This is a genomic window from Agrobacterium sp. LMR679, from assembly GCF_027157905.1.
Classification (GTDB): Bacteria; Pseudomonadota; Alphaproteobacteria; order Rhizobiales; family Rhizobiaceae; genus Agrobacterium; species Agrobacterium leguminum.
Genome location: NZ_JAPVOJ010000002.1, coordinates 119,618 through 144,761, shown reverse-complemented (window position 1 = coordinate 144,761; position 25,144 = coordinate 119,618). Strand labels below are relative to the sequence as shown.

25 protein-coding genes, 1 pseudogene and 1 riboswitch are annotated in these 25,144 nt (G+C 60.7%); of the genes and pseudogenes, 14 read left to right on the top strand and 12 right to left on the bottom strand.

All coding sequences use genetic code 11. The features are described from left to right. Positions 1-33: 33 nt before the first annotated feature. The 4 genes from O3W47_RS11490 (at position 34) to O3W47_RS11475 (ending at position 4,468) form a co-directional block, all read left to right on the top strand. Positions 34-1,362 (top strand): extensin-like domain-containing protein, encoded by a 1,329-nt coding sequence (locus tag O3W47_RS11490; protein WP_269313811.1) that lies wholly within the window; start codon positions 34-36, stop codon positions 1,360-1,362. 495 nt (positions 1,363-1,857) lie between these two features. Then, entirely contained in the window at positions 1,858-2,679 is an 822-nt protein-coding gene (locus O3W47_RS11485; RefSeq protein WP_035261319.1) for a sulfite exporter TauE/SafE family protein, read from the top strand. Positions 2,680-2,783: 104 nt separating this feature from the next. Continuing rightward, positions 2,784-3,710 carry an ABC transporter ATP-binding protein gene (locus O3W47_RS11480; RefSeq protein ID WP_078052751.1) on the top strand — a complete coding sequence of 309 codons (927 nt, stop codon included), beginning with the start codon at positions 2,784-2,786 and terminating at the stop codon, positions 3,708-3,710. Continuing rightward, a complete protein-coding gene (locus O3W47_RS11475; RefSeq protein WP_003520396.1) occupies positions 3,707-4,468 on the top strand; it encodes an ABC transporter permease in 762 nt (253 codons plus the stop codon). The genes O3W47_RS11480 and O3W47_RS11475 overlap by 4 nt, the downstream gene beginning before the upstream one ends. 166 nt (positions 4,469-4,634) lie before the next feature. Here the strand turns inward: O3W47_RS11475 and O3W47_RS11470 are convergent, their stop codons facing one another. The 5 genes from O3W47_RS11470 to O3W47_RS11450 form a co-directional block, all read right to left on the bottom strand. Then, positions 4,635-5,420: an SDR family oxidoreductase gene (locus tag O3W47_RS11470; protein ID WP_269313810.1), complete on the bottom strand. Its 786-nt coding sequence runs from the start codon at positions 5,418-5,420 to the stop codon at positions 4,635-4,637. Between the two features lie 23 nt (positions 5,421-5,443). Next, positions 5,444-6,403, bottom strand: coding sequence for a sugar-binding transcriptional regulator (locus tag O3W47_RS11465; RefSeq protein WP_046798190.1), 960 nt, complete (start codon positions 6,401-6,403; stop codon positions 5,444-5,446). 21 nt (positions 6,404-6,424) lie between these two features. Further along, positions 6,425-7,894: an FGGY family carbohydrate kinase gene (locus O3W47_RS11460; RefSeq protein WP_269314826.1), complete on the bottom strand. Its 1,470-nt coding sequence runs from the start codon at positions 7,892-7,894 to the stop codon at positions 6,425-6,427. A gap of 116 nt (positions 7,895-8,010) precedes the next feature. Then, complete coding sequence (locus tag O3W47_RS11455) at positions 8,011-8,967, bottom strand: transketolase family protein (RefSeq protein ID WP_137453040.1); 957 nt, start codon at positions 8,965-8,967, stop codon at positions 8,011-8,013. Next, positions 8,967-9,776: a transketolase gene (locus O3W47_RS11450; RefSeq protein WP_137453041.1), complete on the bottom strand. Its 810-nt coding sequence runs from the start codon at positions 9,774-9,776 to the stop codon at positions 8,967-8,969. The genes O3W47_RS11455 and O3W47_RS11450 overlap by 1 nt, the downstream gene beginning before the upstream one ends. Before the next feature lie 230 nt (positions 9,777-10,006). Between O3W47_RS11450 and O3W47_RS11445 the strand changes: the two are divergent. The 4 genes and pseudogenes from O3W47_RS11445 to O3W47_RS11430 all read left to right on the top strand — a co-directional run bounded on the left by O3W47_RS11445 (position 10,007) and on the right by O3W47_RS11430 (position 14,449). After that, positions 10,007-10,986 (top strand): annotated as a pseudogene (locus O3W47_RS11445) (ABC transporter permease). Positions 10,987-11,118: 132 nt separating this feature from the next. After that, positions 11,119-12,048, top strand: coding sequence for a sugar ABC transporter substrate-binding protein (locus O3W47_RS11440; RefSeq protein WP_137453042.1), 930 nt, complete (start codon positions 11,119-11,121; stop codon positions 12,046-12,048). Between the two features lie 119 nt (positions 12,049-12,167). Next, on the top strand, positions 12,168-13,646 hold the full coding sequence (locus tag O3W47_RS11435; protein ID WP_127758016.1) for a sugar ABC transporter ATP-binding protein: 1,479 nt from the start codon (positions 12,168-12,170) through the stop codon (positions 13,644-13,646). Positions 13,647-13,660: 14 nt separating this feature from the next. Further along, entirely contained in the window at positions 13,661-14,449 is a 789-nt protein-coding gene (locus O3W47_RS11430) for an SDR family oxidoreductase (protein ID WP_080839166.1), read from the top strand. A gap of 223 nt (positions 14,450-14,672) precedes the next feature. Here O3W47_RS11430 and ribB read toward each other — a convergent pair whose 3' ends face one another. The 4 genes from ribB to O3W47_RS11410 all read right to left on the bottom strand — a co-directional run bounded on the left by ribB (position 14,673) and on the right by O3W47_RS11410 (position 17,447). Further along, positions 14,673-15,314 (bottom strand): 3,4-dihydroxy-2-butanone-4-phosphate synthase, encoded by a 642-nt coding sequence (ribB, locus tag O3W47_RS11425; protein ID WP_080816685.1) that lies wholly within the window; start codon positions 15,312-15,314, stop codon positions 14,673-14,675. Between the two features lie 121 nt (positions 15,315-15,435). Next, a riboswitch (FMN riboswitch) is annotated at positions 15,436-15,586 on the bottom strand. A 160-nt stretch (positions 15,587-15,746) separates the two neighbouring features. Then, a complete protein-coding gene (locus tag O3W47_RS11420) occupies positions 15,747-16,454 on the bottom strand; it encodes a TIGR02281 family clan AA aspartic protease (protein ID WP_269313809.1) in 708 nt (235 codons plus the stop codon). Beyond that, positions 16,451-16,642: a DUF1289 domain-containing protein gene (locus tag O3W47_RS11415; protein WP_080816691.1), complete on the bottom strand. Its 192-nt coding sequence runs from the start codon at positions 16,640-16,642 to the stop codon at positions 16,451-16,453. Before O3W47_RS11415 ends, O3W47_RS11420 begins: the two co-directional genes overlap by 4 nt. Positions 16,643-16,661: 19 nt before the next feature. Further along, on the bottom strand, positions 16,662-17,447 hold the full coding sequence (locus tag O3W47_RS11410; protein ID WP_331283560.1) for an adenosylcobinamide-GDP ribazoletransferase: 786 nt from the start codon (positions 17,445-17,447) through the stop codon (positions 16,662-16,664). A 152-nt stretch (positions 17,448-17,599) separates the two neighbouring features. Here O3W47_RS11410 and cobT point away from each other — a divergent pair, with 152 nt between their 5' ends. Beyond that, positions 17,600-18,634, top strand: coding sequence for a nicotinate-nucleotide--dimethylbenzimidazole phosphoribosyltransferase (gene cobT / locus O3W47_RS11405; RefSeq protein WP_020012887.1), 1,035 nt, complete (start codon positions 17,600-17,602; stop codon positions 18,632-18,634). Between the two features lie 8 nt (positions 18,635-18,642). Next, positions 18,643-19,047: a diacylglycerol kinase gene (locus O3W47_RS11400; protein ID WP_020012886.1), complete on the top strand. Its 405-nt coding sequence runs from the start codon at positions 18,643-18,645 to the stop codon at positions 19,045-19,047. Positions 19,048-19,108: 61 nt separating this feature from the next. Here the strand turns inward: O3W47_RS11400 and pdhS2 are convergent, their stop codons facing one another. Beyond that, a complete protein-coding gene (pdhS2, locus tag O3W47_RS11395; protein WP_137453045.1) occupies positions 19,109-20,644 on the bottom strand; it encodes a two-component system sensor histidine kinase PdhS2 in 1,536 nt (511 codons plus the stop codon). Positions 20,645-20,752: 108 nt separating this feature from the next. Between pdhS2 and O3W47_RS11390 the strand changes: the two genes are divergently transcribed. The 4 genes from O3W47_RS11390 (at position 20,753) to O3W47_RS11375 (ending at position 23,797) form a co-directional block, all read left to right on the top strand. Further along, entirely contained in the window at positions 20,753-21,346 is a 594-nt protein-coding gene (locus O3W47_RS11390; protein ID WP_269313807.1) for a thermonuclease family protein, read from the top strand. After that, entirely contained in the window at positions 21,339-21,986 is a 648-nt protein-coding gene (locus O3W47_RS11385) for a uracil-DNA glycosylase family protein (RefSeq protein ID WP_269313806.1), read from the top strand. The genes O3W47_RS11390 and O3W47_RS11385 overlap by 8 nt, the downstream gene beginning before the upstream one ends. Before the next feature lie 70 nt (positions 21,987-22,056). Beyond that, positions 22,057-22,545: an Lrp/AsnC family transcriptional regulator gene (locus tag O3W47_RS11380; RefSeq protein WP_003507846.1), complete on the top strand. Its 489-nt coding sequence runs from the start codon at positions 22,057-22,059 to the stop codon at positions 22,543-22,545. Between the two features lie 286 nt (positions 22,546-22,831). After that, positions 22,832-23,797, top strand: a complete 966-nt coding sequence (locus tag O3W47_RS11375; protein WP_174022478.1) for an aliphatic sulfonate ABC transporter substrate-binding protein — start codon at positions 22,832-22,834, stop codon at positions 23,795-23,797. Between the two features lie 171 nt (positions 23,798-23,968). On the opposite strand, the gene O3W47_RS11370 is transcribed toward O3W47_RS11375, so the two are convergent. Both O3W47_RS11370 and O3W47_RS11365 read right to left on the bottom strand, forming a co-directional pair. Further along, positions 23,969-24,793 carry a class I SAM-dependent DNA methyltransferase gene (locus tag O3W47_RS11370; RefSeq protein ID WP_269313805.1) on the bottom strand — a complete coding sequence of 275 codons (825 nt, stop codon included), beginning with the start codon at positions 24,791-24,793 and terminating at the stop codon, positions 23,969-23,971. An 84-nt stretch (positions 24,794-24,877) separates the two neighbouring features. After that, a complete protein-coding gene (locus tag O3W47_RS11365; RefSeq protein WP_003522173.1) occupies positions 24,878-25,144 on the bottom strand; it encodes an usg protein in 267 nt (88 codons plus the stop codon).

Here is a 25,144-nt window from a genome sequence, read left to right as displayed (position 1 = left end):
CGAATAGCGGCCGCTGAAGGTACAGGTTCTCGTATGGCGTATGTTTCCCTTCCGCGTCGTCTTGTGACGTTGCTGATGATTTCCACGGTCATGGTGTCGTGTTCGGCGGAGGGCCTCGTGCCACCGGCGGAGGTGGATGGCACCACACGCGTCAGCGCCATCCGCTCATCGCGGCAGCAGGGTTACAGCGCGCCGGCGGGTGCGGTGTATCAGGCCGAGCAGGCCGGGCAGGGCGCCGATTATCCGGCAGCCGTTTCACAGCCGATGCCGGAGCCTTACGCCTCGCAGGATGCCCTGTTGCAATCGCCGCAGGGCGGGCAGGGTTATTCGACACTCGATTCCCAGCACCAGGCGCGCATGGCGGCCAGCGGCCATGGCAATATGCCGGCCCAGACAATGCAGGGCCAGACGATGCAGGGGCAGACGATGCAGGGGCAGACGATGCAGGGGCAGACCATGCCCGCGCAGCAGATGACCAGCAACCAGATCGCCGAAGGCGAAGGCGGCGTGAACATGGATTCCATGCTGGGCGTGGAGCCGGTCCGCGGACTTGCCGAAGAACAGGATGCGGATATTGCCGAAGGCACGTCGGCGCAACCGGTGGTGGATGGTATCGGCACGGACAATCCCGTGGCCGTTCCTCCGGCCCGCCAGCCGCAACGGGCCAGCCAATCGCGGCTCATCCCGCCGCCGCCGCTCGGCTCCTCCTCCCGTCGTCAGCCGGTGGAGGAAGTGGCGATGGTGATGCCGAACGATCCGATGGCGGGTGGCGGGCTGCAAAGCAACCGCTCGATGCCGCCCGGCGTCATGCCATCTTCCGAAGTTGCCTGCCGTTCCGAGTTGCGCCGCCTCGGCGTTGCTTTCCGGGATGTTGCGCGCATTGCCGACGGTCCGACCTGCGGTATCGACTATCCGATCGAGCTCAGCGGTCTCGCCAGCGGCGTCGCCATCCGGCCGGCGGTGAAGCTCAATTGCCAGGTCACGCTTGCCTTCGCCAAATGGGTGAAGTTCGAGCTCGTGCCATCCTCGCGCTTTCGTTATCTCTCCGGCGTCGGGCGCATCACGCCGATGGGCGGTTATTCGTGTCGCAAGATGAATTCACGCTCCAGCAATCCGTGGTCCGAACATGCACGCGGCAACGCCATCGATATCGGCACCATCACGCTGAAGAACGGCAAGGAAATCGACGTGCGCAAGAAAAGCTTCTTCGCCTTCCGCGAAAAGGCGTTGCTGAAGGCGGTGAGGTCCGACAGCTGCAAATATTTCTCCACCGTTCTCGGGCCGGGCAGCGATCCCAATCACTGGAATCATTTTCACTTCGACCTGCGCACCCGCAAGTCAGGTTACAGGCATTGCGATTAAGTCGCGCCGGTGGAGGTTGACGCTGAGTTTGAAAGCGTCTCCTCCGTCATGCTCGGGCCTGTCCCGAGCATCTGCAACGTAGCGATCGGCGATACGTCGGCAGATCCTCGGCACAAGGCCGAGGATGACGTCGAATACGGAGTGCGGCTTGTCATCGGGCTGCCGCCGATGACACAGGCGGTGGATTTTTGGGTCAGGCCGGAATGACGAAGGTTGGGGATGCTTCTCTGCCGCTAGCTCGATAGCCGCCCGTCACATTCCCACAAAAAGACCGGCCCGAAGGCCGGTTGAAGAAGACAGCCTTATCGGGGGGATATCGGCGTCTTTGCAAGGGCATGCAATGGGAAACGATCCCATGGAGTGGTCCATCCGGCGCGGATGTGCGGCAAAAGATATCGCGCCGTACTGACCTGCGGCCAACATGGCTTGCCGCGCTCTTCTGATACGCTATGAGGGTCACATGTTTGTGACAACGGCCCTCGGGAGCCTGCCTTTATGCCCCCTGTTTCAGAGCTGATGGTCTTTGCTGCGGCGCTTGCGGCAGCGGGTGTGGTCGCCGGTCTTCTGGCGGGGCTGTTCGGCATTGGCGGCGGCGCGGTGCTGGTGCCCGTCTTTTACCAGGTCTTCGGGCTGCTGGATGTGCCGGAGGCGGTGCGCATGCATCTTTCGCTCGGCACCTCGCTTGCCATTATCGTGCCCACCTCCATCCGTTCGTTCCTGACGCATCGTCAGAAAGGCGCGGTCGATATCGATCTGCTGAAGGGCTGGATCGTCGCCGTGCCGCTCGGCACCATCCTCGCATCCGTGGTTGCCGCGCATGCCTCGAGCGTTGCGCTGCGGCTGATCTTCGCCTTCATCGCGCTGGCGCTTGCCTTCCGGATGATCTTCAACCGGGCAAGCTGGCATCTCGGTTCCGACCTGCCGCAAAACCCGGGCCGTTTTCTGGTGGGCACCGGCATCGGGCTTTTTTCCGGCCTGATGGGTGTGGGCGGCGGGGTGATGAACAACACCTTCATGACGCTCTACGGACGCACCATTCATCAGGCAGTCGCCACGTCGTCCGGCGTCGGCGTGCTGATTTCGCTGCCAGGTCTTCTGGGTTACATCTGGGCCGGCTGGGGTGATGCGGGCCTGCCGCCGTTTTCCACCGGCTTCATCAACTGGATCGCCGTGGTGCTCTTGATCCCCATTACGCTCGTGGTCGCGCCCTATGGCGCGCGGCTGGCGCATGCGCTCAGCAAGAAGCAGCTGGAGCGCGCCTTCGGACTGTTTCTGGTCTTTGTTGCGGCGCAGTTTTTCTATAGCGTTTACGGCTGATTTTCCTTAATCGCCGAACGCAGTGTTCAGCCCGTCGGACTGGCATTTGCGCATTCTACGGCCTATATGGCGTGCATCTTACTCGGTTTTTCGAAAGATTCGCCATGAATGCCATTGTTTCGATACGGAATCTGACAAAATCCTACGCAAACGGCTTTCAGGCGCTCAAAGGTGTCAGCCTCGATATCAAAGAGGGGGAAATCCTCGCTCTTCTCGGTCCGAATGGTGCTGGCAAGACGACATTGATCTCCATCGTCTGCGGCCTCGTCAATCCCGGTGAAGGCTCGGTGCTTGTCGGCGGGCACGATGTGGTGAAGGATTTTCGCCAGACCCGCGCCCTGATCGGCCTCGTGCCGCAGGAACTGACCACCGACCAGTTCGAGACGGTGTGGAACACCGTCAGCTTCTCGCGCGGCCTGCACGGGCAAAAGAAGAATCCGGAACTGATCGAGCGTATCCTGAAATCCCTGTCGCTCTGGAACAAGAAGGACAATATGCTGCGGGAGCTTTCCGGCGGCATGAAACGGCGTGTGCTGATCGCCAAGGCGCTGGCGCATGAGCCGAAGGTTCTGTTTCTTGACGAGCCGACGGCCGGCGTGGATGTGGCGCTGCGCCGCGATATGTGGAACGTGGTTTCCGAGCTGCGCGCCAAGGGCGTCACCATCATCCTCACCACGCATTACATCGAAGAGGCGGAAGAAATCGCCGATCGGGTGGGCGTCATCAATGGCGGTGAATTGCTGCTGGTGGAAGAAAAGACGGCGCTGATGAAGAAACTCGGCCGCAAGCAGCTTTTCCTGGAGCTTGCCCAGCCCGTGGAGCAATTGCCCGACAGTCTTGCGCCCTTCGGACTGACGCTTTCCGATGACCGCTGCACCGTCACCTACGAAATCGAGGATAATGGCGAGCAGAGCCGCATTGCCGATGTTCTGAGCGCTCTTTTCGCCGCCAACATCCATTTCAAGGATATTTCAACGCGGCAGAGTTCGCTTGAGGATATCTTCGTTTCGCTGGTGGGAGGCCAGAAATGAATTTCGAAGCCATCAAGGCCATCTATCTGTTCGAAATGGCGCGCACGCGGCGCACACTGCTGCAGAGCGTGGTCTCCCCGGTCATTTCCACATCGCTTTATTTCATCGTATTCGGAACCGCGATCGGTTCGCGGATTCAGGAGGTTGGCGGTGTTTCCTATGGCGCGTTCATAACGCCCGGCCTCATCATGCTGACGCTTCTGACGCAATGTATCGGCAACGGCTCCTTCGGCATCTATTTCCCGAAATTCACCGGTACGGTCTATGAAATCCTCTCCGCACCGGTGGCGATGACGGAAATTCTGGCCGGTTATGTCGGGGCGGCGGCGACCAAGGGGCTGATGATCGGCACGATTATCCTGATTACCGCTTCCTTCTTCGTGGATATCACCATCGCTCACCCGTTCATGATGATCCTGTTCTTCGTGCTGACGGCGGTGAGCTTCAGCCTGTTCGGCTTCATCATCGGCATCTGGGCGACGAATTTCGAGCAGCTGAACCTCATTCCCATGCTGGTGGTGCCGCCGCTGACCTTCCTCGGCGGCAGCTTCTATTCCATCGACATGCTGCCGCCCTTCTGGCAGACGGTCAGCCACTTCAACCCGGTGCTTTATCTCATCAGCGGTTTCCGCTGGAGTTTTTATGAGATCGCCGACGTCAATCCTGCCATCAGCCTGGCGATGATCACGCTGTTTCTGGCGCTGTGCCTCGGTGTTGTCGGCTGGATGTTCAAGACGGGGTATAGGCTGCGCAACTGACGGCATCCGCATTCCCCTCATTCCTGTGCCTGTCACAGGAATCCAGCCGACGCGCGTCTGCGCGGCGGGGAGGTCCTTTCAGCCCAAGGACTTGGGCTGGCTGGATCCCTGTGACAGGCACAGGGATGAGGGAGATCGGGGCGTCTGCCCCGTTCCCAAACAAGCCTTACGACATGATCAACCCGCCATCGACATTGATCGTCTGGCCGGTGATGTATGCCGCATCGTCGGAAGCCAGAAACGCCACCAGTGCGGCCACTTCGGCGGGCGTTCCGGCGCGGCGCATGGGGATGTTGCGCACCCATTCGGCCATTAGTTCGCCCGGCTTGTAATCGCCCAGCATCTGGCCCCAGACGCGGTCGTTATAGTCCCACATTTCGGTGTGGATGATGCCCGGGCAAATGGCGTTGACGGTGATGCCCTCAGGCGCCAGTTCCTTGGCAAGGCTTTGCGTCAGGCCGATAACGCCGAATTTCGAGGCGGCGTAATGCGGTGTATAGATGAAGCCCTGACGCGCCTGGCCGGAAGCGGTGTTGACGAGACGACCTTTGATGCCGCTTTCGCGGAAGCGGCGGATAGCCTCCTGGCAGCAGAGGAACGCGCCCTTGGTATTGACGTCGAGATTGAAATCCCACTGTTCCTGCGTCAGTTCCTCGATCTTGGAAATGGTGATGACGCCGGCATTCTGGACGGAGATGGACAGCGCGCCGATCGCCTCTTCGGCGGCACCATAGGCGTCGCGCACCGCTGCCGCGTCGCGCACATCGAGGATGACGCCGTGGGTGACCGCGCCAGTTTCGTCCGCCAGTTTTCTGGCGGCGTCATAGGTGTCCCTGTCGACAGAGGCGATGGCGACCTTCGCGCCTTCCTCGGCAAAACGGCGGGCGATGCCGTATCCGATGCCCTTGTTGCCTCCGGTCACGAATACGGATTGACCTTCAAAGCGCCTCATGTCTCCTCCTTATGGGATTTTGGCTATGTTTCCTTGCCGACCAGTCGTTCGGCGGTGAATTTATCGGTGACGAGCACGTCGATCACACCGGTCCTGAGTGCCCCGGCAATCGCCTCGGTCTTTTTCGAGCCGCCGGCCAGCGCAATGACGCGGTCGACATTGGAGAGGTTTTCCAGCGGCAGGCCGATGACCCGGTCGTCGAGCGGCGTCTTCACCGGTTTGCCGTCCTTGTCAAAGAAGCGCAGCGAGATGTCGCCCACCGCACCCGCTTGGGCGAGATCGGCCAGTTCCTTGGCGGAAAAAATGTTGCCGGACCGGGCGAGAAGCTCCGATGGTTCGACGGCGCCGACGCCGACGATGGCGAGCGTGATCGATCCGAAGAGATCGATGGTTTCGCGCACGAAGGGATCGGCGAGCATCAAGAGCTTGGCTTCGCGCGAGGTGGCGACGCCCGGCACGGGCAGCAGCTTCGGTTCGGCTTCCGTCAGCCGCGCCAGTCGAGTGGTGATCTGGGTCGCATGCGTCTGAACGGAAGGATCGCCCATGCCGCCCAGCGTCTGGACGATATAACGCGCCTTGGCACCTTTAAGCGGGTGGATGTTTTCCACCATCTTGAAGATCGTCTGGCTCCAGCTGGAAACACCGATGATCTCGTTCTGCGACAGCGTTACCTCGAGAAAATGCGCCGCTGCCTCGCCAATGCGGGCCATGATTGCGCCGTCGCGATCCTCGCTGCAATCGACAACGATGGCTTCCGGCAGGTCGAAACGTTCGCGCAGCTGCGCTTCCAGATCGCTATAGGTACCGGGCGGCGGAATGATGCTGGTGCGGACGATGCCTTCCGCCTCGGCACGCTTCAACATGCGCGAGACGGTGGCCTGCGACAGGTTGAGATGCTGCGCAATTTCCGCCTGCCTTTTGTGCTCGCTGAAATACATCTGCGCCACGCGGGATATCATTCGAAGTTCGTTTAGCCTACCCATAAGCCCTCCAGGGGTGAATTTTTATTCACCATTACCCGAGGTTACAGGCAAGGTCGAGCGGGCAATCGCATCGCGCCAGACGCTGAGCCGCTGGCTGTTTTCGCTCGCGGACGGCCCGATGGTGTTGCCGTTGCTGTTCAACGCCGCGATGGCATCGAGATCGCTCCAGACACCGAGGGCGAGGCCGGCGAGATAGGCGGCACCCAGTGCCGAGGCTTCCGGCGCGTCGCGTTGGATGACGGGGTGTTGCAGCATGTCGGCGACACATTGCATCAGGAAACGGTTCTGGCTCGGGCCGCCATCCACGAACAGGCGTCCAAAGCCCGAAGGCGACTGTGCGCGCATGGCGGCGAAGACGTCATGGACCTGAAAGGCAATCGAGTCAGTGACGGCGCGGGCCATCTGGGCACGCGTGGTGCTGAAATTGATCTGCGAGAACAATGCACGCGCATTGGTATCCCAATAGGGCGCACCGAGGCCAACGAAGGCCGGCACGAAACCGGGGCCGTTTGGCTCGGCAGTGGCGGCGAGTTCCACCAGCGCGGCGACATCCGGCAGGCCGAGAATCTCCGTCATCCAGGGCAGGGAGGCTGCCGAAACGAGAATATTACCTTCAAAGGCAAAGGTTGTTTTGCCGCCGAGCCGCCATGCAACGGTGGTGGTGATGCCGCGTTCGGGCGCGATGAAATGCGGCAGAGTGGTCATCACAGATGAGCCGGTACCGAAAGTGACCTTACCATCGCCGGGGTTGAAGGCGCCGTGACCGAAGAGGGCTGCGTGGCTGTCGCCGATGGCGGCGAGGATCGGTGTGCCGTCCTTGATACCGGGAACGCCTGATGTGGTGCCGAAATCGCCGCTGCTGTCGCGCAGATCGGGCAGGGTGTTGATATCGATGCCGAAGAGCTCGCAAAGCTCATCGCTCCAGACCTGCCGGTTGAGATCGAGCACCTGGCTGCGGGCGGCGTTGGAGGCGTCGCAGGCATGGACTTTACCGCCCGTGAAGCAATGGATGAGCCAGCTATCGATGGTGCCGACACGGAGTCTGCGCCCCTTCGGGGCACGCTCCAGCAGCCAGCGCATTTTTGCGCCGGGAAACATGGGGTCGATCGGCAGGCCGGTCAGCGCCATGACGCGCTCGGAATGGCCCTTTTCGATCAGTTCGGCGCAGTCCTGCGCCGTGCGGCGGCATTGCCAGCTGAGCACCGGGCCGAGCGGCTCGCCGGTTTCGCCATCCCAGATGGTGACGGATTCGCGTTGGTTGGAGATGGCGATGGCCGCGACATCGATCGCAGATGGTGCGGCGGCGAGACAGGCGGAGATCGCTTCACGGACCGAGGCCCAGATGCGGTTCGGATCCTGTTCCACCCAACCGGGCTGCGGATAGGTGATACCGACGGGAGATGAGCCGCGCGCCAGCAACTCTCCGCTTTCCGAGACGAGTATGGCCTTGGAATTGGTGGTGCCCTGATCGATGGACAGAATGGCGCGCATCATGGGAGTCTTTCGTCGGCAGTTTTTCGTTTCCGCCTTGCGGCGAGTAAACGACGATATTGCAGAAAGGGTGTCGCCGCGCATCCGAAGACACGCGACGACTCTGGGAGGAGACTTTATTTTCTCTTGATCAGCGCTTCGGCCGCATCCGCAATGGCGGCCGGCGCCATGCCGAATTCATCCAGCAGCCATTCGGCCGAACCGGTGTGGGCAAAGACACCGGGAACGCCGAGACGTTTCATCGGCACCGGGGCCTGCTCGACCACGACTTCGGCAATGGCCGAACCAAGGCCGCCGAAGATCGAATGTTCTTCAGCCGTCAGAATCGCGCCGGTTTCGTTCGCTGCGGCGACGATCGCCGCCTCATCGATGGGACGTACGGTCGCCATGTTCAGCACCCGAGCCTTGATGCCGCGGCTGGCCAGAATTTCGGCGGCCTTGACGACGCGGTGGGTCAGCGTGCCATTGGCGATCAGCGTTAGGTCGGAACCTTCACGCAGCAGGTTGGCGCGGCCAAGTTCGAAGACGTGGCCTTCCGGCAGAAGATCCGGCACGCCGACGCGTGACAGGCGCAGGAAGCAGGGGCCGGCATAGTCCGCGGCCCATTTGACGGCGGCGGCCGTTTCGATGCGGTCGCAGGGGGCGATGACCGGCAGGTTCGGCAGAACGCGGGTCCAGGCAAAGTCCTCGATGGAGTGGTGCGTCGGGCCGAGTTCGCCATAGGCCATGCCCGAGGATATGCCGATCAGCTTCACATTGGCGTTGGAATAAGCAAGGTCAGCCTTGATCTGCTCCAACGCGCGGCCGGTGAGGAAGCACGATGCGCCGCAGACGAAGGGCAACTGGCCGCCATTGGCGAGACCGGCGCCGACGCCGACCATGTTCTGTTCGGCAATGCCGACATTGACGAGGCGTTCCGGGAATTTCGACTTGAAGCCGCCGAGCTTCGAGGAGCCGACCGAATCGTTGCAGACGGCGACGACCCTGTCATTGCCGGCGGCCAGCGCTTCCAGCGTTTCGGCGAAGGCGTCGCGGCAGTCATAAAGCTTGGCGGCGGTTACGGGCGCGTTCATTACAATGTCTCCGAAAGTTCTTTGACGGCGATTTCATATTGTTCCCTGCTCGGAACCTTGTGGTGCCAGTCAACGCGGTCCTGCATGAAGGAAATGCCGTGACCCTTGTTGGTGTGGGCGACGATGCAATGCGGGCGGTCGCCGCGATGCTCCAGCGCCGGCACGACTTCCGCCATGGCGTTGCCGTTGATTTCGCTGACTTCCCAGCCGAAAGCCTCGAGCTTCGGGCGAAGCGGCGCGACATCATTGGTTTCCGAAAGCGCCGCACCCTGCTGGAAGCGGTTGTGATCAACGATCAGCGTCAGATTGTTGAGGCCGAATTGCGCGGCGGACATGATGGCTTCCCAGTTGGAGCCTTCCTGCATCTCGCCGTCGCCGGTCATCACATAGGTGTGGTAGTTCGCACCAGAAAGTTTGGCTGCTTTTGCCATGCCAACGGCAACCGGCAGTCCGTGACCGAGCGGGCCGGTATTGGTTTCCACACCCGGAACCTTGTTACAGTTCGGATGGCCGTTGAGGCGCGAATTCGGCTGCAGGAACGTCGAGATTTCCTCTTCCGGGATGAAACCGCGCTTGGCAAGCGTCACATACAGCGCGCAGGCCGTATGGCCCTTGGAAAGCACGAAACGGTCGCGGGCAGGGTTCTTCGGATCATCCGGCCAGATGCGCAGGACGCGGAAGTAAAGGGCCGTCATGATGTCGATCGCGGACATTTCGCCGCCGACATGGCCCGCACCCGCTTCGAAAACAGCCTGTACGTCGCGAAGGCGAATCTGGCGCGCAATGCGCTCTAGCTCCTGGGACTGCATGGAATCCTCTTCAAAACATGCGTGTGAATATTTATGCATCTATTTATATAATTGCAGAAGTGGCGTTTCTGTCAAGATGGAATTGCGGATTGTTTATCGTCCGGCGGTATCGGCATTGCCGTCAAAGCCCTATTGACAAGCTTCTCTCAACTGGCTTATGCATGTTTCACCGATGATGAATAATTATTCTAATCGGTTTAAAAAATGCAAGACAGTCATCGGGAGGAGCCATGTCCGCGCTTGAACGCAATGAGGGGGTCACGCACACCAGGAGCCCGCTTGCCTGGCTGAGTGGTGCGACCGGACCGCTTTTGGGCCTGCTGCTGCTGTGTGTCTTTTGACTTTCGCCAGCGAGAACTTCTTGTCGCTCCGAAACGGGCTCAACATTCTCGACCAGATCACAGTGCTCGGCATCATGGCCGTCGGCATGACCTTCGTGATCCTGCTTGGCGGCATCGATCTGTCCGTCGGCTCGGTGCTGGCGCTGTCGATGATGATCATGGGCTGGACGGCCAATGTCGCGGGCATGCCGATGGGCATGGCCATCGTGCTGGCGCTTGTCGCCTCTGCCGCCTGCGGCCTCGTGGTCGGTATTCTGGTGACGGCCTTCCGGGTGCCTGCTTTCATTGCCACGCTGGCGATGATGTCGGTGGCGCGCGGTCTCGCCAATATGATCACCGATGGACAGCAGATCGTCGGTTTCCCTGACTGGTTCATGATGCTGGCGATTGAGCGCCATTTCGGCGTGTTGACCGCAACCGTGCTGCTGATGCTGGTCGTGGTGCTTGTGACCTGGATTTTTCTGCGTTTCCGCTCCGAAGGCCGCACGGTTTATGCTGTTGGCGGCAACCCGGAAGTGGCGCGTCTTGCGGGTATCAACGTGCCGCTGGTGACGATCTGCGTTTATGTCGCCTGTGCGGTTCTGGCCGGTCTGGCCGGCATCGTTCTTGCAGCACGTCTCGACTCGGTGCAGCCCTCCAGCGGCTTCGGTTACGAACTGGACACGATTGCGGCGGTCGTCATCGGCGGAACCTCGCTTTCGGGCGGTGCGGGCGGCATCGGCGGAACACTTATCGGCGTGCTCATCATCGGCGTGCTGCGCAATGGCCTCAATCTGCTCAACGTCTCTCCCTTTTTGCAGCAGGTCATCATCGGTGTGGTCATCGTGCTGGCCGTGGGCGCTGAAACTTTGCGTCGCCGCAGAAGCTGAATTTGCCTGCGGACGGTGATGAGCCGTCCGCGCAATAAACGACCCTCCCGATATGGGAGGCGTGAAAAACGGCCGGAGGGGAGGAGGTTCGATCTGCCCGAAGGTCAACAATCAACAAATGGAGGAATAATCATGAAATTTTCACGCATTCTGCTGACATCCGCCGCCCTTCTCGCCCTATCGCTCGGCCAGGCCAATGCCGCCGAAGTCAAGAAGATCGGCCTTGCCGTCGCCAATCTTCAGGCGAACTTCTTCAACCAGATCAAGCAGGCCGTTGAAGCTGAAGCCAAGACGCGCGGCATTGCCGTCGTCACCGTTGACGCCAAGGGCGATGGCCCGACGCAGGTCAACCAGATCCAGGATCTGCTGACCCAGAATATCGATGCGCTGATCTACATTCCGGCCGGTGCCGCCGCTGCGACCGTTCCGGTAAAGCTTGCCAAGGCTGCGGGCGTCCCGGTCATCAACATCGACCGCAATGCCGATGGCGCGCCGGGCGATACCTTCCTTGCCACCGATTCCGTCGCCTCCGCCAAGGCGGTTTGCGATTACATCATCAAGCAGGCCGGTGGTTCGGGCAAGATGGTCATCATCCATGGCCAGAAGGGCACGACACCGGAAGTGGACCGCACCAAGGGCTGCATGGAATCGGTAAACGCCAATTCCGGCGTGAAGATCGTCGCCGAACAGTGGTCCAACATGTGGAGCCAGGATGAAGGCTTCCAGATCATGCAGAACATGCTGCAGGCCAATCCGGATGTTTCAATCGTCTTTGCACAGGCCGACGGTTTGGCGCTCGGCGCTGCACAGGCAATCAAGGTCGCCAACCCTTCGCAGAAGATCGTCGTTGGCGGCTTTGATGGTGATACGGCAGCGCTTGAAGCGCTGAAGAACGGCGTGTTCGACGTGACCGCGACGCAGCAGACCCAGAAGATGGGCCGCATGGCTGTGGAAATGGCCGTCAAGATCGTCGGCGGCGAGAAGGTTCCGGCCGTGCAACTCTCCGATGCGACGCTGACGACAAAGGAAAATGTCGAAGGCTTCATCGCCAACCATCCCTGATCCTGCTGCCCCGCGCGACCCATGGGATGCGCGGGGCATTCACTGGTTTGTCTTTAGATTATTTCGGACGCAAGGCTTTGGGCATTCCCGCTGCTTAAGGTGTCCTGGGAGGTCCCGTCATGCGCGAGCCGGTTCTTTCGCTCCGTGGCATCAGCAAACGTTATGGTCCGCTTGAGGTCCTGAAAGCCGTCGATCTCGATGTCTATCCGGGCGAAGTGGTGGCGTTGCTGGGTGAAAACGGCGCGGGCAAATCCACGCTGTCAGGTATCATCGCCGGTTCGCGCGAGCCGTCCGAGGGCAAGATGACATGGCTTGGGCAGCCTTACGCGCCTGCATCGCCACGCGAGGCGATCGACAAGGGCATCGTGCTCATCCACCAGGAGCTGAAGCTTCTGCCGGAGCTTTCCATTGCCGAGAACGTGTTCATCGGCCGCTGGCTGATGAAGAACGGCGTTATCGACCGCGCCGAGATGGTGCGCAGAGCCCAGCAGCAGCTGGCGCGCCTCAATCTCCACATTCCCGCCACCCGCAAGGTGGCCGGCCTTTCGACCGCCAACCAGCAGCTGATCGAAATCGCCAAGGCGCTGGCGCTGGATGCGAAACTTCTGATCCTCGATGAGCCGACGGCGGCGCTTGGCGGTGCGGAAACGCAGGCGCTGTTCGAGCAGGTGCGCAAGCTGCGCGCCGAGGGTGTCGGCATCATCTATATTTCCCACCGCATGGAAGAGATCAAACAGATCACCGACCGCATCGTCGTGTTGCGCGACGGCGAGCGGGTGCATGAATTTGCCGATAGCGCGACGCCGGTGCGTACCATCGTTGAAAGCATGGTCGGCCGCTCGCTGGAGCGCCTGTTCCCGGCGTTGCCGGAACCGCAGGACAAGGTGGTGCTGGAGGTAAAAGGGCTGACCGGCGCGACCAATGCCTTCCGCGACATCAGCTTCGGCGTTCGCGCCGGCGAAATCCTTGGTATCGCCGGTCTTATCGGCGCGGGACGCACCGAGCTGGTGCGGGCGATATCCGGTGCCGACCCGACGAGTGCGGGTGAGGTGCTGCTGGATGGCAAGGTGCTGACGCTGAAAAGCCCGGCGGACGCGATAGAGAAGGGCATCGTCATGGTGCCGGAAGACCGCAAATTGCAGGGGCTGGTGGTGGAGCACGAGATCGGCGAGAACCTGATCTATGCCAATCTCGACCGCGTCGGCACTGGCTGGATCACGCCGCGCATCAAGCGCGCCTTTACCAAGGAAGCCATCGCCAAATTCGGGGTGAAGGGCCGTAGCGAACAGCCGGCGTCGGATCTTTCCGGTGGCAACCAGCAGAAGGTGGTCATTGCCAAATGGCTTGCCCGCAATCCGCGCGTGGTGGTGCTGGACGAGCCGACCCGCGGCATCGATGTCGGCGCACGCGCGGGCATTTACGATATCATCGTCGGATTGGCCAAAAGCGGCGTGGCCGTCATCGTCGTCAGTTCCGATCTCGAGGAAGTGCTGGGCGTATCGAACCGCATCCTCGTGCTCGCGCAGGGAAAACAGGCCGGCATCCTCAACCGTGACGAAGCAAACGACGTTTCGGTCATGGAACTGGCTACCATTTGAAGAGGGAAATACCGATGTCCACCATCACGCTCAACGCGCCGAAACTGTTCGATCTTTCCGGCCAGGTGGCACTTGTCACCGGTGCCGGCTCCGGCATCGGCCAGCGCATCGCCATGGGGCTTGCCCAGTCCGGCGCCAATGTCGCGCTGCTTGATCGCCGCACCGATGACGGTCTGGCGCAGACGGCAGATTTCATCGCCAAGGCCGGGCGCAAATCGATCCAGATTGCGGCTGACGTCACCAGCAAGCAGGCATTGACTGAAGCGGTTGCGCGTACTGAGGCCGAGCTTGGCGCGCTTTCACTCGCTGTCAATGCCGCCGGCATCGCCAATGCCAATCCGGCCGAGGAGATGGAGGAAAGCCAGTTCCAGACGATGATGGACATCAACCTCAAGGGCGTTTTCCTCTCCTGCCAGGCGGAAGCCAGTGCCATGCTGAAGAACGGCCGCGGCGCAATCGTCAACATCGCCTCCATGTCCGGCGTCATCGTCAATCGCGGGCTGATGCAGTGCCATTACAACGCCTCGAAGGCCGGCGTCATCCACATGTCGAAATCCATGGCGATGGAGTGGGTGGGGCGCGGCATCCGCGTCAACACCATCTCGCCAGGTTACACGGCAACGCCGATGAATACACGGCCGGAAATGGTGCACCAGACCAAGCTGTTCGAAGAGCAGACACCGATGCAGCGCATGGCGGGCGTGGATGAGATGGTCGGCCCGGCGATCTTCCTGCTGTCCGACGCCGCGAGCTTCGTGACGGGCGTGGATCTGCTGGTGGATGGTGGTTTCTGCTGCTGGTAGGGTTTTGGTGCGGTAACGCTGCTTGAAAGGCTAACGAGGTCTGAGAAGCTTACCGGCGTCATCCTCGGGCTTGTCCCGAGAATCTGCAACCTATTGATTTTACGAGACGTGTTTAGATCCTCGGGACAAGCCCGAGGATGACGTTGCGTAAGAGGTAAGGTCTACCTCAATTTCACGCCCGGCTTGCGCCGGGCGTTTTCGTATTCACACCACAAGCAGCAGTTCACGCAACCTGCTTCTGCACCACGTCTTCAACAACCTCGCCCTTGAGGTAAGCAACGAGGTCCTTGATCGTCACGACGAGCAGGCCGTGGCGTTCGGCGAAGACTTCGAGCTGGGGCAGGCGGGCCATGGTGCCGTCGTCATTGGCGACTTCGCAGATGGTGCCGGACGGGAATTTCCCGGCAAGGCGGCAGAGGTCCACGGCGGCTTCCGTGTGGCCGGTGCGGCCGAGAACGCCCTGCGGATTGGCGCGCAGCGGGAAGATGTGGCCGGGACGGGCGAAGTCTTCCGGGCGCGAACCCTCCGACACCAGCGCACGCACTGTCTCTGCCCGGTCAGCGGCGGAAATGCCTGTCGTTGTGCCCGGAATATAGTCCACCGAGACGGTGAAAGCCGTCTTGAGGGATTCGGTGTTGCGCGACACCATCAGCGGAATGTCGAGCGCATCGAGGCGCTCACCCGGCATGGCGACGCAGACCAGCCCGCGCGCATGGTTCATCATGAAAGCGATCTGCTGCGGCGTGATGCTGTCGGAAGCGGCGATGATATCGCCTTCATTTTCGCGGTCTTCATCGTCAACCACAATCACCATCTCGCCACGGGAAATGGCGTCGATCGCGTCTTCAATTTTAGCAATGGTCATTCTATTTCAAGCCTTTCAAGGGGTTATGCCGTTTTGCGGCATTTTCGCGCTTCAAGAAGCGCCAAATATCCCTTGGGCGAACAATGCAATGCGAAGCCCGCTCACGCGCGGGCGCCTTATGCCTTGTCCTCTTCCATCCGGACTATACCGTCGGCTCCGGCCTCTCACCGGATCTGCTGACCTTCCGGCTTTGGAGACCGGAAGCGCTCGCGGGCTCCAGGAAAAATCCCGATACCGCCGGTGGGGAATTACACCCCGCCCTGAGAACGGAACCAACATAAATTATCAAATGGGAAGTAATCAAGGGGCAATGCTCTGCGACGACCGGTCGGTGCGAAAAGAACATCCCGATTGTGCCTAAAACGGGGTATTTCCTTTCTACAGCCGATGACGAGTGCGGGGTGTTGCGGCGGACCCCGTGATGCCTGAGGTTTACCGATCCCGCAACCGCAATTCATCGGTCTGCATCTGCAGCGAACCGAGCGTCGACAGGAAGCTCATGCCGAGCAGGCTCTGGCCCAATTGGCCATCCTGTGCGACGAGGGCGGGGATGTTGCGTCGCATGATCGGGCCAATGCTGATTTCCGAAAGGGTAACGGGCGCTGCCGCCGTGCGGCCATTCGCGGTCATCACCGGTACGGTATAGCGGAGATTTGCGGTGTCGATGCCGATTGCGGCCGCATCCGCATTGGCGAGCACCACGGAACTTGCACCGGTATCGACGAGCATGTGGATCGTCTTGCCCTCGACGCCGACATTTGCCTCGAAATGGCCGCTCATCGATTTGTGCAGGACGATTTCCTGTTCGCCGCTAGCCGTCGTCACCACCACGGCGCGGCCGGGCATCAGGCCGCCTAGCAACCGGTCGCCGAAGGATTGCAGGTCGTAGCGATAGAGATAGAGCGAGACGAGGCCGAGAATGATGACGAGCCATACGGCGAGCTGGCGGATGACGGTGCCGAAACTGCCGCGTCTTCCCGCCAGAATGCCGGCGGATAATAGGCCGGCAATGGGCAGAAGATAAAGCACGTGGGCGAATTGATCATTATCGATGCCGAGCGTTCGGCCGCCGTCGTGATTGATGAGAAGCAGGCCAAGGCCGACGGCCAGCAGGAGGAGAACGATGGTCAGCCTGTTCATGCGGTATGCGTCTCCTTGGCGGTCTCGGGCAGGTTTGCCAGTCTTTGCGGCAGCAACCGCATGATGTCGCGGCGCTTCTCGTCGCTATACCCTGCCCAGCCGCCGATTTCATCCAGCGTTCGCCCGCAGCCGATGCAGAGGCTCATGGTTTCATCGAGGCGGCAGATATGGATGCAGGGTGTTTCCATGATGATTTATATCAGGCCGTCACGCCGCAAGGGCAAGGGCGATGAGGGTAACGATCTCCGTGATCTGCTGGCACGCGCCGATAGTGTCGCCGGTATGGCCGCCGATCTTCCTGTCGCAGAGCCTGCCGAAAAGCACCGCCGCCAGAAAGGCTGCCGCCAGCACCAGGGCAATCGACAGGAGCGGCAGGGCATGCAGCGTGAAGAGTGTGAAAAGCAAAAACCCGATCACCAGCGCGATGTTGCGCTCGCTTGTGCCCGGCTGACCGGCGCCGGCGGCGATGCCGGAGGTTTTGGCGGCGGGCAGGGATTGCCAGTGCCACACCATCAGGGCGCGGCTGAGGACAAGCGCGGCGATCAGGGCAGCGGCGGCGGTCTTTGCCGGCAGCGTCTCAATGAGCGAGGCGAGCGCGGTGGCGCGGAGTGCAAAGGACAGGACGATGGCAATCGTGCCATAGCTGCCGATGCGGCTGTCCTTCATGATCTCAAGCATGCGCGCCTTTTCCTTGCCGCTGCCGAAACCGTCGGCCATGTCGGCCAGGCCGTCTTCGTGCAGCGCGCCCGTGATGAGCGCCGTCAGGCCGATGACGAGCCAGCCGGTAAGTTGCGGAGAGGCGTCGAAGGCTGCGAAAACCACAACAAGGAAAGCGGCGGGCAGGGCGATCAGCAGGCCGGCGGCGGGAAAGGCGCGGGCGGTGCGGCGCATCGACACGCCCTCGGCATCATCGAAAAACCGCGAGGGAACGGGCAGGCGGCTCAGAAAGGCGAGGGAATGCATGACATCTGTTATAAAATCCCCGGCCTTCATGCTCTCTCCGTTGCAGTCGCTGCATTTCCGGTTGTTCCGCGGCGCATCCGCGATTATGAGAGGCGCAACAAAGACCGATTTGCCGGAAAACACAAGTTCCGGACGCATGAGCCGATGCGACAGCCAACCCGACGACGAGAAAGACAGATATCATGAGCATGAGCGGATTGCCCTTCGACGATTTCCGCGCGCTGCTGCGCGAGCTTCCCGGCCCGGATACGCACGCGCTTGTGGCGGCCAAGGAGCGCAATGCGCAACTGACCAAGCCTGCCGGTTCGCTCGGACGTCTCGAAGAAATCGCCATGTGGCTGGCTGCCTGGTCCGGCCGTTCTCCGGCCGTCACCCGTCCGCTGGTGGCGATCTTCGCCGGCAATCATGGCGTTACCCGGCACGGCGTTACGCCCTATCCGACCTCCGTGACCCAGCAGATGGTGGAAAATTTCGCGGCAGGCGGCGCGGCGATCAACCAGATCTGCGTTGCAAATGATCTTGGTCTGAAAATCTTCGATCTGGCGCTCGATTACCCGACCGGCGACATCACCTGCGAGCCGGCGCTTTCCGAGCGCGACTGCGCCGCCACCATGGCCTTCGGCATGGAGGCGATTGCCGGTGGCACCGATCTTCTCTGTGTCGGCGAAATGGGCATCGGCAACACCACCATTGCGGCGGCGATCAATCTCGCGCTTTATGGCGGCACGGCGGAAGAATGGACCGGTCCGGGCACCGGCTCGGAAGGCGAAGTCATGGCCCGCAAGATCGCGGCGGTGAAAGCTGCGGTGGAGTTCCACAAGGATCATCTGTCCGATCCGCTGGAGATCATGCGCCGTCTCGGCGGACGCGAGATCGCCGCGATTGCCGGCGCCATCCTTGCCGCCCGCGTGCAGCGGATTCCCGTGCTGATCGACGGTTATGTAGCGACGGCCGCTGCCGCTCTCCTCAAGGCTGCCAATCCTTCGGCGCTCGACCATTGCCTGATTGGCCATGTCTCGGGTGAGCCCGGCCATCTGGCCGCCATCGAAAAGCTCGGCAAGACGCCGCTTCTGGCGCTTGGCATGCGGCTTGGCGAAGGCACGGGGGCAGCGCTTGCCGCCGGCATTGTCAAGGCCGCCGCCGCCTGCCATTCCGGCATGGCGACATTCGAAGCGGCGGGTGTGGACACCCGCATCAGTTCCCGCACCGACCATTGAGGCCGAAGATGGACGTGACGCCGCAAAAGAAGCAACCGGAACCCGCCTTTCGCAAGGAAAAAGGCTGGCGGCATCTTTTTGCCGCCGCGCGCTATTCCGTGCAGGGGCTTGGCCGGCTGTGGCAGGAAGCGGCGTTCCGGCATGAGGTTCTCGCCTTCGGCGTCGGGCTTGCCCTGCTTCTGGTCGTCGGCGCGCCGTTTGCGCATCTTCTTGTCTTTACGGTGCTGATGCTGCTTCTGTTTTCGGTGGAGGCGTTGAATACCGCCATCGAGGAGCTGGTGGACCGTATTTCACCGGAAATCTCCTCGGTCGGGCGGCATGCCAAGGACCTCGGTTCCTTTGCCGTCTTCTGCCTGTTGATGGCGAACGGATTTTTCGTGCTGTATTCGCTCGTGACGACGTTATTCTTCTGAAGTTGTTAGCCTTAAGGCATTTCCGGACGGAAAACCGGGGCCCACTTTTCCTGGAAATGCCCTAAGCGAAGGACCGCCGGCGCGGCTGGATGGCGTGGGTTTCTTCCACGGCGGGCAGGCTTTGCAGCACACGTTTGGCTGGCAGGATGGCGATGCCTTCTGTGCCCTCGCGCAGTTTCGATTTCAGGATGAACTGGCCGTCATGCTTGGCGAGAATGGCCTGAACGATGGGCAGGCCAAGGCCGGTTCCCTGTTCGGCGCTCTTGATCGCGATCGATCCCTGACCGAAGGCGGACAGCACCACGGGAATTTCGTCCTCGGGAATGCCGGGACCGTTATCCCTGATCGAGACATATTGGCCGCCGCCCGCGGTCCAGCCGGCTTTCACGAGGATTTCGCCGCCCTGCGGCGTGAATTTCACGGCGTTGGACAGCAGGTTGAGGATGACCTGGCGGATGGATTTCTCATCGGCCCAGACCTGCGGCAGGCTGTTTTCGAACTGCTGGGAAATTTTGATGTTCTTGGCGCGGGCGCGAAGCTGGATCATGCCGATGCAATCCTCGGCGATTTCCAGCATCGAGATCGCTTCTTCGTTCAGGTCATAACGGCCGGCCTCGATGCGCGACAGGTCGAGGATTTCGTTGATGAGATCAAGCAGATGCTGGCCGGAGCGATGGATATCGCCGGAATATTCCTTGTAGAGCGGATTGTTGAGCGGACCGAGCACCTCTGATGACATGACCTCGGAGAAACCGAGAATGGCGTTGAGCGGGGTTCTGAGCTCATGCGACATGGAGGCGAGGAAGCGCGATTTCGCCAGATTGGCTTCTTCCGCGCGCCGCCGCGCCTCGTCCGAAACCGAGTTTGCGACTTCGAGTTCTGCGATCAGGTCGTCCTTTTCCGTTTGCGAGGAGAGGAGCTTGATGCTGGTCTGGTAAAGCCGGCTGGTAATGCGATGACAGAAGAGGATCGCCATGCCGAACATCAGCGCCAAGCCGACATCGAAGGGATCGCGTGAAATGGCCGAGGTTATGCAGAGAGCCGCCAGCACCGGCAGGAAGGTCATGAAGGTCGCCCGCCGCAGCATGAAATTGGCCATGGCGGTCAGCGAAAGCGCGATCAGCAGCGTCGAGCCCTTGAAGAAAAGAACGAGCGTCGGGTCGTTGCGCACCGGTTCGGCCAGCGCAAACATTGCCCAGGCGCAGCCGATGAGGATCTGCATGCCGAGGAAGAGACTTTTCCAGTGCTGAAGATTGTCGGCCGTGATCTCCTGTTTTGCCGCCCGCTTGGCCAAGAGCAGGGAAAAGGCGTGGAAGCTCAGCGCAATCAGCGACCAGATGATCAGGCTGATGTCGCGGGTGATATAAAGGCCGATGATGGAGGCGAGCAGGATGAAAAGCGGCATGATCATCGCGCCCTGCAAGGTCTCGGCGATGTGCATGGTCAGCATTTCGCGTTCATAGGCGTCGCTTGCGCCGGCCCCCTGCTGCAAGCGTTCACGCGTCGTCTTCACCGTGTCGAAGACCGCCTTGTTGCGGTGCTTTTTCGACCGGTCGACGATGATCTTGTCGGTGGACGTGCTGACGCTTTTACTCATTGTTACAACGCAGGGTGACATGAACCCTTGCAGACTACGCGCAAAATCTTAAGAAGATGCTGCCGTGAAAGGATTTGTTTGCCATTTCTGACAAGGGTTTGTTGTTACATGAGACGAAATGGAGGCAAGGGCAGGCGGTTTTCGGCATTTCGCGATGGCGGGCTTTTTCTCGCCATGGTTTTTCTCGGCATTCTGATCGCGGCCAAGCTCGACCAGATCAACAGTGAAACCTATAGCGGCCGCTTCTTCGTGATCGATGGCGATACGCTGTCGAAGGGTGAGGAACGTTTCCGGTTGCTCGGCATCGATGCGCCGGAGCTTGCGCAGACATGCCTGCGCGGCAGCGAAAGCTGGCCGTGCGGCGAGGAAGCGCGCCGTGTTCTGCAAAGGCTGGCCGGGGCTGATGGTTTTTCCTGTTCCGGCAGTTCGAGAGACCGTTACGGGCGGCTGCTGGTTTATTGTTCCGTCGGCGGCAGGGATGCCTCATCGGAAATGGTGTCGGCGGGTTTTGCCGTCGCATCCGGTTATTTCCAGTTCTCCAGCGAGCAGGCGGCGGCGCGCAGGCAGGCACGCGGCATCTGGGTGGGAGAGTTCGAGAAACCGTCGCAGTGGCGGCGGGAACACCGTGCCGCGGATCTGGAAACGCCTGCTGCAGGTTTCCTCACCGTTGTCCGTCATCTTCTGGGGTGGGATCATGGTTGAAGGAGAGAAGGGCGCGTGTGATGACGGGCTGGACGGATTGCGCGGAGAAATCGCCCGCTGCCGTCTCTGTCGCGACAAGCCGCTCAGGGGAATGGCCGATCGCCTGCCGCACGAACCCCGGCCGGTGGTCGTCATGTCGACCAAGGCGCGCATCCTGATTGCCGGGCAGGCGCCGGGGCTTCGCGTGCATGAAACGGGGCTGCCGTTCAACGATGCCTCGGGCGACAGGTTGCGGCAATGGTTGAATGTCGATCGGCAGACGTTCTACGATCCGGATCGTTTCGCCATCGTGCCCATGGGCTTCTGTTTCCCCGGTTATGACGACAAGGGCAGCGACCTGCCGCCCCGGCGCGAATGCGCGCCGCAATGGCGTGAGCGGGTAATGATGGCGATGCCGCAGGTGGAGCTGATCCTCGCCATCGGCCAATATGCGCAGGCTTTTCATCTGGGGGAAAGGCGGCGCAAGACCATGACGGAAACGGTGCAGGACTGGCGCAGCTTTCTCCATGCCAATTCCGGCCCCGGCATTTTTCCCCTGCCGCATCCAAGCTGGCGCAACACGGGCTGGCTGAAAAAGAACCCATGGTTCACGGAGGAACTGCTGCCGGTTCTACGGCAACATGTGGAAATGCGGCTTTAGTGAAACAATTTTCTGTTTTTCTGCAAGAATTAGTGTATTAAAAGGAAATTAATTCAGGAGGATAGACGCATTGGATCGCCTAGACCGTAAGATTTTGCGCATTCTGCAAGAGGATTCCACGCTGGCCGTTGCCGATCTGGCGAAAAAGGTCGGCCTTTCCACGACGCCCTGTTGGCGGCGTATCCAGAAGATGGAGGAAGACGGCGTTATTCGCCGGCGCGTGGCGCTGCTCGATCCGGTCAAGGTCAACACCAAGGTCACGGTTTTCGTCTCCATCCGCACCGCCTCCCATTCCATCGAATGGCTGAAGCGTTTCTCCGAGGTGGTTTCCGAGTTTCCGGAAGTCGTCGAATTTTACCGTATGAGCGGCGATGTCGACTATCTGCTGCGCGTCGTCGTGCCTGATATTGCGGCCTATGACGCCTTCTATAAGCGCATGATCGCCAAGATCGAAATTCGCGACGTGTCCTCTGCCTTCGCGATGGAGCAGATCAAATATACGACCGAGCTGCCGCTCGACTACATGCTGCTGGACAATCCGAAATCCGGCGAGGAGTGATCCGCCGCCGGTCAGTTTTTCGACCCATGCCCTTTCCGGTTGCCGGGGAGGGCATTTTCATTTGCGGGTACCTTTTCCTCGCCGATCTGGCTCATCGCAGGGCGATCCTGTCGGAAGGTCTATCCGTTGGCCGCTGCCGGGGCACGACAATTCTATTCCGCGCATAGTGGCAAATTCGCACATTCAATTCTCTCGGCCCTGTCTCCGCGCAAACTGGGATTTTGATAAAATCTCTCGAATATCTACGCTTTTACTGTCGAAGGATGGAATAGCGAGGGATATCCATATGCTTACACGACGCGGAACATTGGGACTGATTGCAGGTGCGACCGGGGCGGTGTTTCTGCCGCACATCCGGCGGGCGAGTGCCGCAACCACCACATTGCGGATTGGCTGGCAGAAGAATGGCGTGATAGCGCTCGCGAAAAGCCAGGGTGCGCTCGAAGCGCTGCTGAAGGATCGCGGCATCGAGGTCAAATGGTCGGAATTCTCCTCCGGGCCGCCGCTTCTCGAGGCGCTGGGTGCCGGCGCGCTGGATATCGGCCCGACCGGCGATGTGCCGCCGCTTTTCGCGCAGGCTGCGGGCGGCAATCTGCGTTATGTGGGCACTTACAAAGCGGCGGCCGGCGGATCGGCCATCCTCGTGCAGCAGGATTCGCCGCTGAAGACGCTGGAAGACCTGAAAGGCAGGAAAGTCGCCTTCAAGCGCGGCTCCAGCGCCCACAATGTCACCGTCAAGGCGTTGCGAAAGGCAGGGTTGACGTTGAGCGACATCACGCCCGTCGATCTTGCTCCACCGGATGCGGCCGCCGCCTTCCGCAGCGGCAGCATCGATGCCTGGTCGATCTGGGATCCTTATTTCGCCGTGGCGGAAAAAGAGCCGACGACACGGGTTCTTTCGACCGCCGAAGGCATCGTCGATCCGTGGAGTTATTTCCTTGCCAATGGCGATTTTGTGGAGGCCAATCCCGATCTCGTGCCGCTGATCCTCAAGGAGCTGGCTAATGTGGGTGCGAAAGCCCAGGCCGATATCGATGCAACGGCAAAGTCGCTGGCGTCGATCACCGGTGTTCCCGAGGATGTCACCAAGGTCTCGCTGACGCGGCCGGGCGCCGATCTCGGGCGGGTTTCGCTGGTTCCGGATGAGGCCATCGCCTATCAGCAGGCGCTTGCGGATGAGTTCTACGATCTGAAGATCGTGCCGAAGAAACTCACCGTGGCGGATATCGTGTGGCGGCCGAAGGCGAGCTGAGGGGGCCCGAAAAGGTGAGTCTCTTCAACCTGCTGGCGGGTGTTGCTGAGAGGTTGATTCAGGAAAATGCCATTCTTGCCGCATAGGGCGAGCCCGTGCCGCTTGTTTCTTCTCCCCGGCGGGGAGAAGAAAACTGCCGAAACGTCGGGGGCACAAGCCTCCTATGTCGCATCAGCCCTTGAGCTTGGCAATCACCAGATGGCCGGGTGTCGGATTGCCGTCCTGCATGCGTACGTTGATGTCAGTCACTTCGAGAACCTCGAAACCGGTCGCGGCCAGTCTTTCGCGGACATAGGTTTCCGCATGGGCGAAACGCTGGTGCGGGCCGACCATATAGGGGCGTCCGGCCAGGGTTTCTTCGGGCAGGGTTTCCGACGAGAAGATCAGCAGGCCGCCGGCATTGAGGTTTTCGGCGGCGCCGAAAAACAGCGGTTCCAGCGCGCCGAGATAGGGCAGCACATCGGTGGCGGTGATGATGTCGAAAGGTTCGTCGTCATTATCCTCGAGAAAATCCTCGGCTTCGGCGACGTAGAGCGTCTCGTAGAGGTCCTTCTCATGGGCGATCTCGACCATGTTTTCGGAAATATCGATGCCGGTGATATCGTCGGCCATGTCGCGCAGCGCCTCGCCGGTAAGGCCGGTGCCGCAGCCGAGATCGAGCAGGCGCTTGAAGGGGCCGAGGTTCAGCGTCTGCAGCCGCTGGCGCACCATCATCGGCACGGCGTAACCGAGCTGTTCGACAAGAATATCCTCGAAAGCTTCGGCATGCTGGTCGAACAGGGTTTCGACATAGGCGTCGGGCGCCTTTGGCGGGGTTTCGCCCCGGCCCATGGCGGCGATGCGAACGGCCGCTCCGCCGTGATCGTCCGGATCGATGACCAGAACCTCTTCATAGGCCTTAACCGCCGCGTCCACATCGCCGGCTTTTTCAAGCGCGAGCGCGCGGTTATAGGCCTCGGCAAGCGCCTCTTCGTCGATCTTCTGGTTCTTCGTCATCGTGCCTTATCCGTCAGCATCTTCAGTTGAGGTTTGCTGTAAGCCGCATCGGGGACGGGCGCAATGTTTATGTGGCGCGATGGCTCAGTGGATGATGAACTCCCCCTTGAGCGCGCGCCATTCCTGCGCCGAGATTACCTGCCGGTGCACGTAGCGGACGGAGTGCAGCGGTCCGTCGAGCTTTTCTTTCCAGAATTTGAGGAAGCCATGCATCTCAGGGAAGTCCGGGGCAAGATCATAGTCCTGCCAGACATAGGTCTGGAGAACCAGCGGATGATCCGGCAGGCGATAAAATATCTGGGCGGTGGTGAGGCCGTAGCCTCTCAGCATCATTTCCATGTCCTTGTTCAT

What these genes read in the sequence shown, in the direction of transcription:
- O3W47_RS11370 (WP_269313805.1), bottom strand. Translation starts at nt 24,793, where the DNA reads ATGACGAAGAACCAGAAGATCGACGAAGAGGCGCTTGCCGAGGCCTAT.
- O3W47_RS11460 (WP_269314826.1), bottom strand. Translation starts at nt 7,894, where the DNA reads ATGCGCGCCATTCTGTCCATCGATCAGGGCACCACCAATTCCAAGGCC.
- O3W47_RS11430 (WP_080839166.1), top strand. Translation starts at nt 13,661, where the DNA reads ATGTCCACCATCACGCTCAACGCGCCGAAACTGTTCGATCTTTCCGGC.
- O3W47_RS11415 (WP_080816691.1), bottom strand. Translation starts at nt 16,642, where the DNA reads ATGGAAACACCCTGCATCCATATCTGCCGCCTCGATGAAACCATGAGC.
- O3W47_RS11385 (WP_269313806.1), top strand. Translation starts at nt 21,339, where the DNA reads ATGGTTGAAGGAGAGAAGGGCGCGTGTGATGACGGGCTGGACGGATTG.
- O3W47_RS11465 (WP_046798190.1), bottom strand. Translation starts at nt 6,403, where the DNA reads ATGGGTAGGCTAAACGAACTTCGAATGATATCCCGCGTGGCGCAGATG.
- ribB (WP_080816685.1), bottom strand. Translation starts at nt 15,314, where the DNA reads ATGACCATTGCTAAAATTGAAGACGCGATCGACGCCATTTCCCGTGGC.
- pdhS2 (WP_137453045.1), bottom strand. Translation starts at nt 20,644, where the DNA reads ATGAGTAAAAGCGTCAGCACGTCCACCGACAAGATCATCGTCGACCGG.
- cobT (WP_020012887.1), top strand. Translation starts at nt 17,600, where the DNA reads ATGAGCATGAGCGGATTGCCCTTCGACGATTTCCGCGCGCTGCTGCGC.
- O3W47_RS11420 (WP_269313809.1), bottom strand. Translation starts at nt 16,454, where the DNA reads ATGAACAGGCTGACCATCGTTCTCCTCCTGCTGGCCGTCGGCCTTGGC.
- O3W47_RS11490 (WP_269313811.1), top strand. Translation starts at nt 34, where the DNA reads ATGGCGTATGTTTCCCTTCCGCGTCGTCTTGTGACGTTGCTGATGATT.
- O3W47_RS11470 (WP_269313810.1), bottom strand. Translation starts at nt 5,420, where the DNA reads ATGAGGCGCTTTGAAGGTCAATCCGTATTCGTGACCGGAGGCAACAAG.
- O3W47_RS11485 (WP_035261319.1), top strand. Translation starts at nt 1,858, where the DNA reads ATGCCCCCTGTTTCAGAGCTGATGGTCTTTGCTGCGGCGCTTGCGGCA.
- O3W47_RS11455 (WP_137453040.1), bottom strand. Translation starts at nt 8,967, where the DNA reads ATGAACGCGCCCGTAACCGCCGCCAAGCTTTATGACTGCCGCGACGCC.
- O3W47_RS11440 (WP_137453042.1), top strand. Translation starts at nt 11,119, where the DNA reads ATGAAATTTTCACGCATTCTGCTGACATCCGCCGCCCTTCTCGCCCTA.
- O3W47_RS11480 (WP_078052751.1), top strand. Translation starts at nt 2,784, where the DNA reads ATGAATGCCATTGTTTCGATACGGAATCTGACAAAATCCTACGCAAAC.
- O3W47_RS11365 (WP_003522173.1), bottom strand. Translation starts at nt 25,144, where the DNA reads ATGAACAAGGACATGGAAATGATGCTGAGAGGCTACGGCCTCACCACC.
- O3W47_RS11400 (WP_020012886.1), top strand. Translation starts at nt 18,643, where the DNA reads ATGGACGTGACGCCGCAAAAGAAGCAACCGGAACCCGCCTTTCGCAAG.
- O3W47_RS11450 (WP_137453041.1), bottom strand. Translation starts at nt 9,776, where the DNA reads ATGCAGTCCCAGGAGCTAGAGCGCATTGCGCGCCAGATTCGCCTTCGC.
- O3W47_RS11375 (WP_174022478.1), top strand. Translation starts at nt 22,832, where the DNA reads ATGCTTACACGACGCGGAACATTGGGACTGATTGCAGGTGCGACCGGG.
- O3W47_RS11475 (WP_003520396.1), top strand. Translation starts at nt 3,707, where the DNA reads ATGAATTTCGAAGCCATCAAGGCCATCTATCTGTTCGAAATGGCGCGC.
- O3W47_RS11435 (WP_127758016.1), top strand. Translation starts at nt 12,168, where the DNA reads ATGCGCGAGCCGGTTCTTTCGCTCCGTGGCATCAGCAAACGTTATGGT.
- O3W47_RS11390 (WP_269313807.1), top strand. Translation starts at nt 20,753, where the DNA reads ATGAGACGAAATGGAGGCAAGGGCAGGCGGTTTTCGGCATTTCGCGAT.
- O3W47_RS11410 (WP_331283560.1), bottom strand. Translation starts at nt 17,447, where the DNA reads ATGAAGGCCGGGGATTTTATAACAGATGTCATGCATTCCCTCGCCTTT.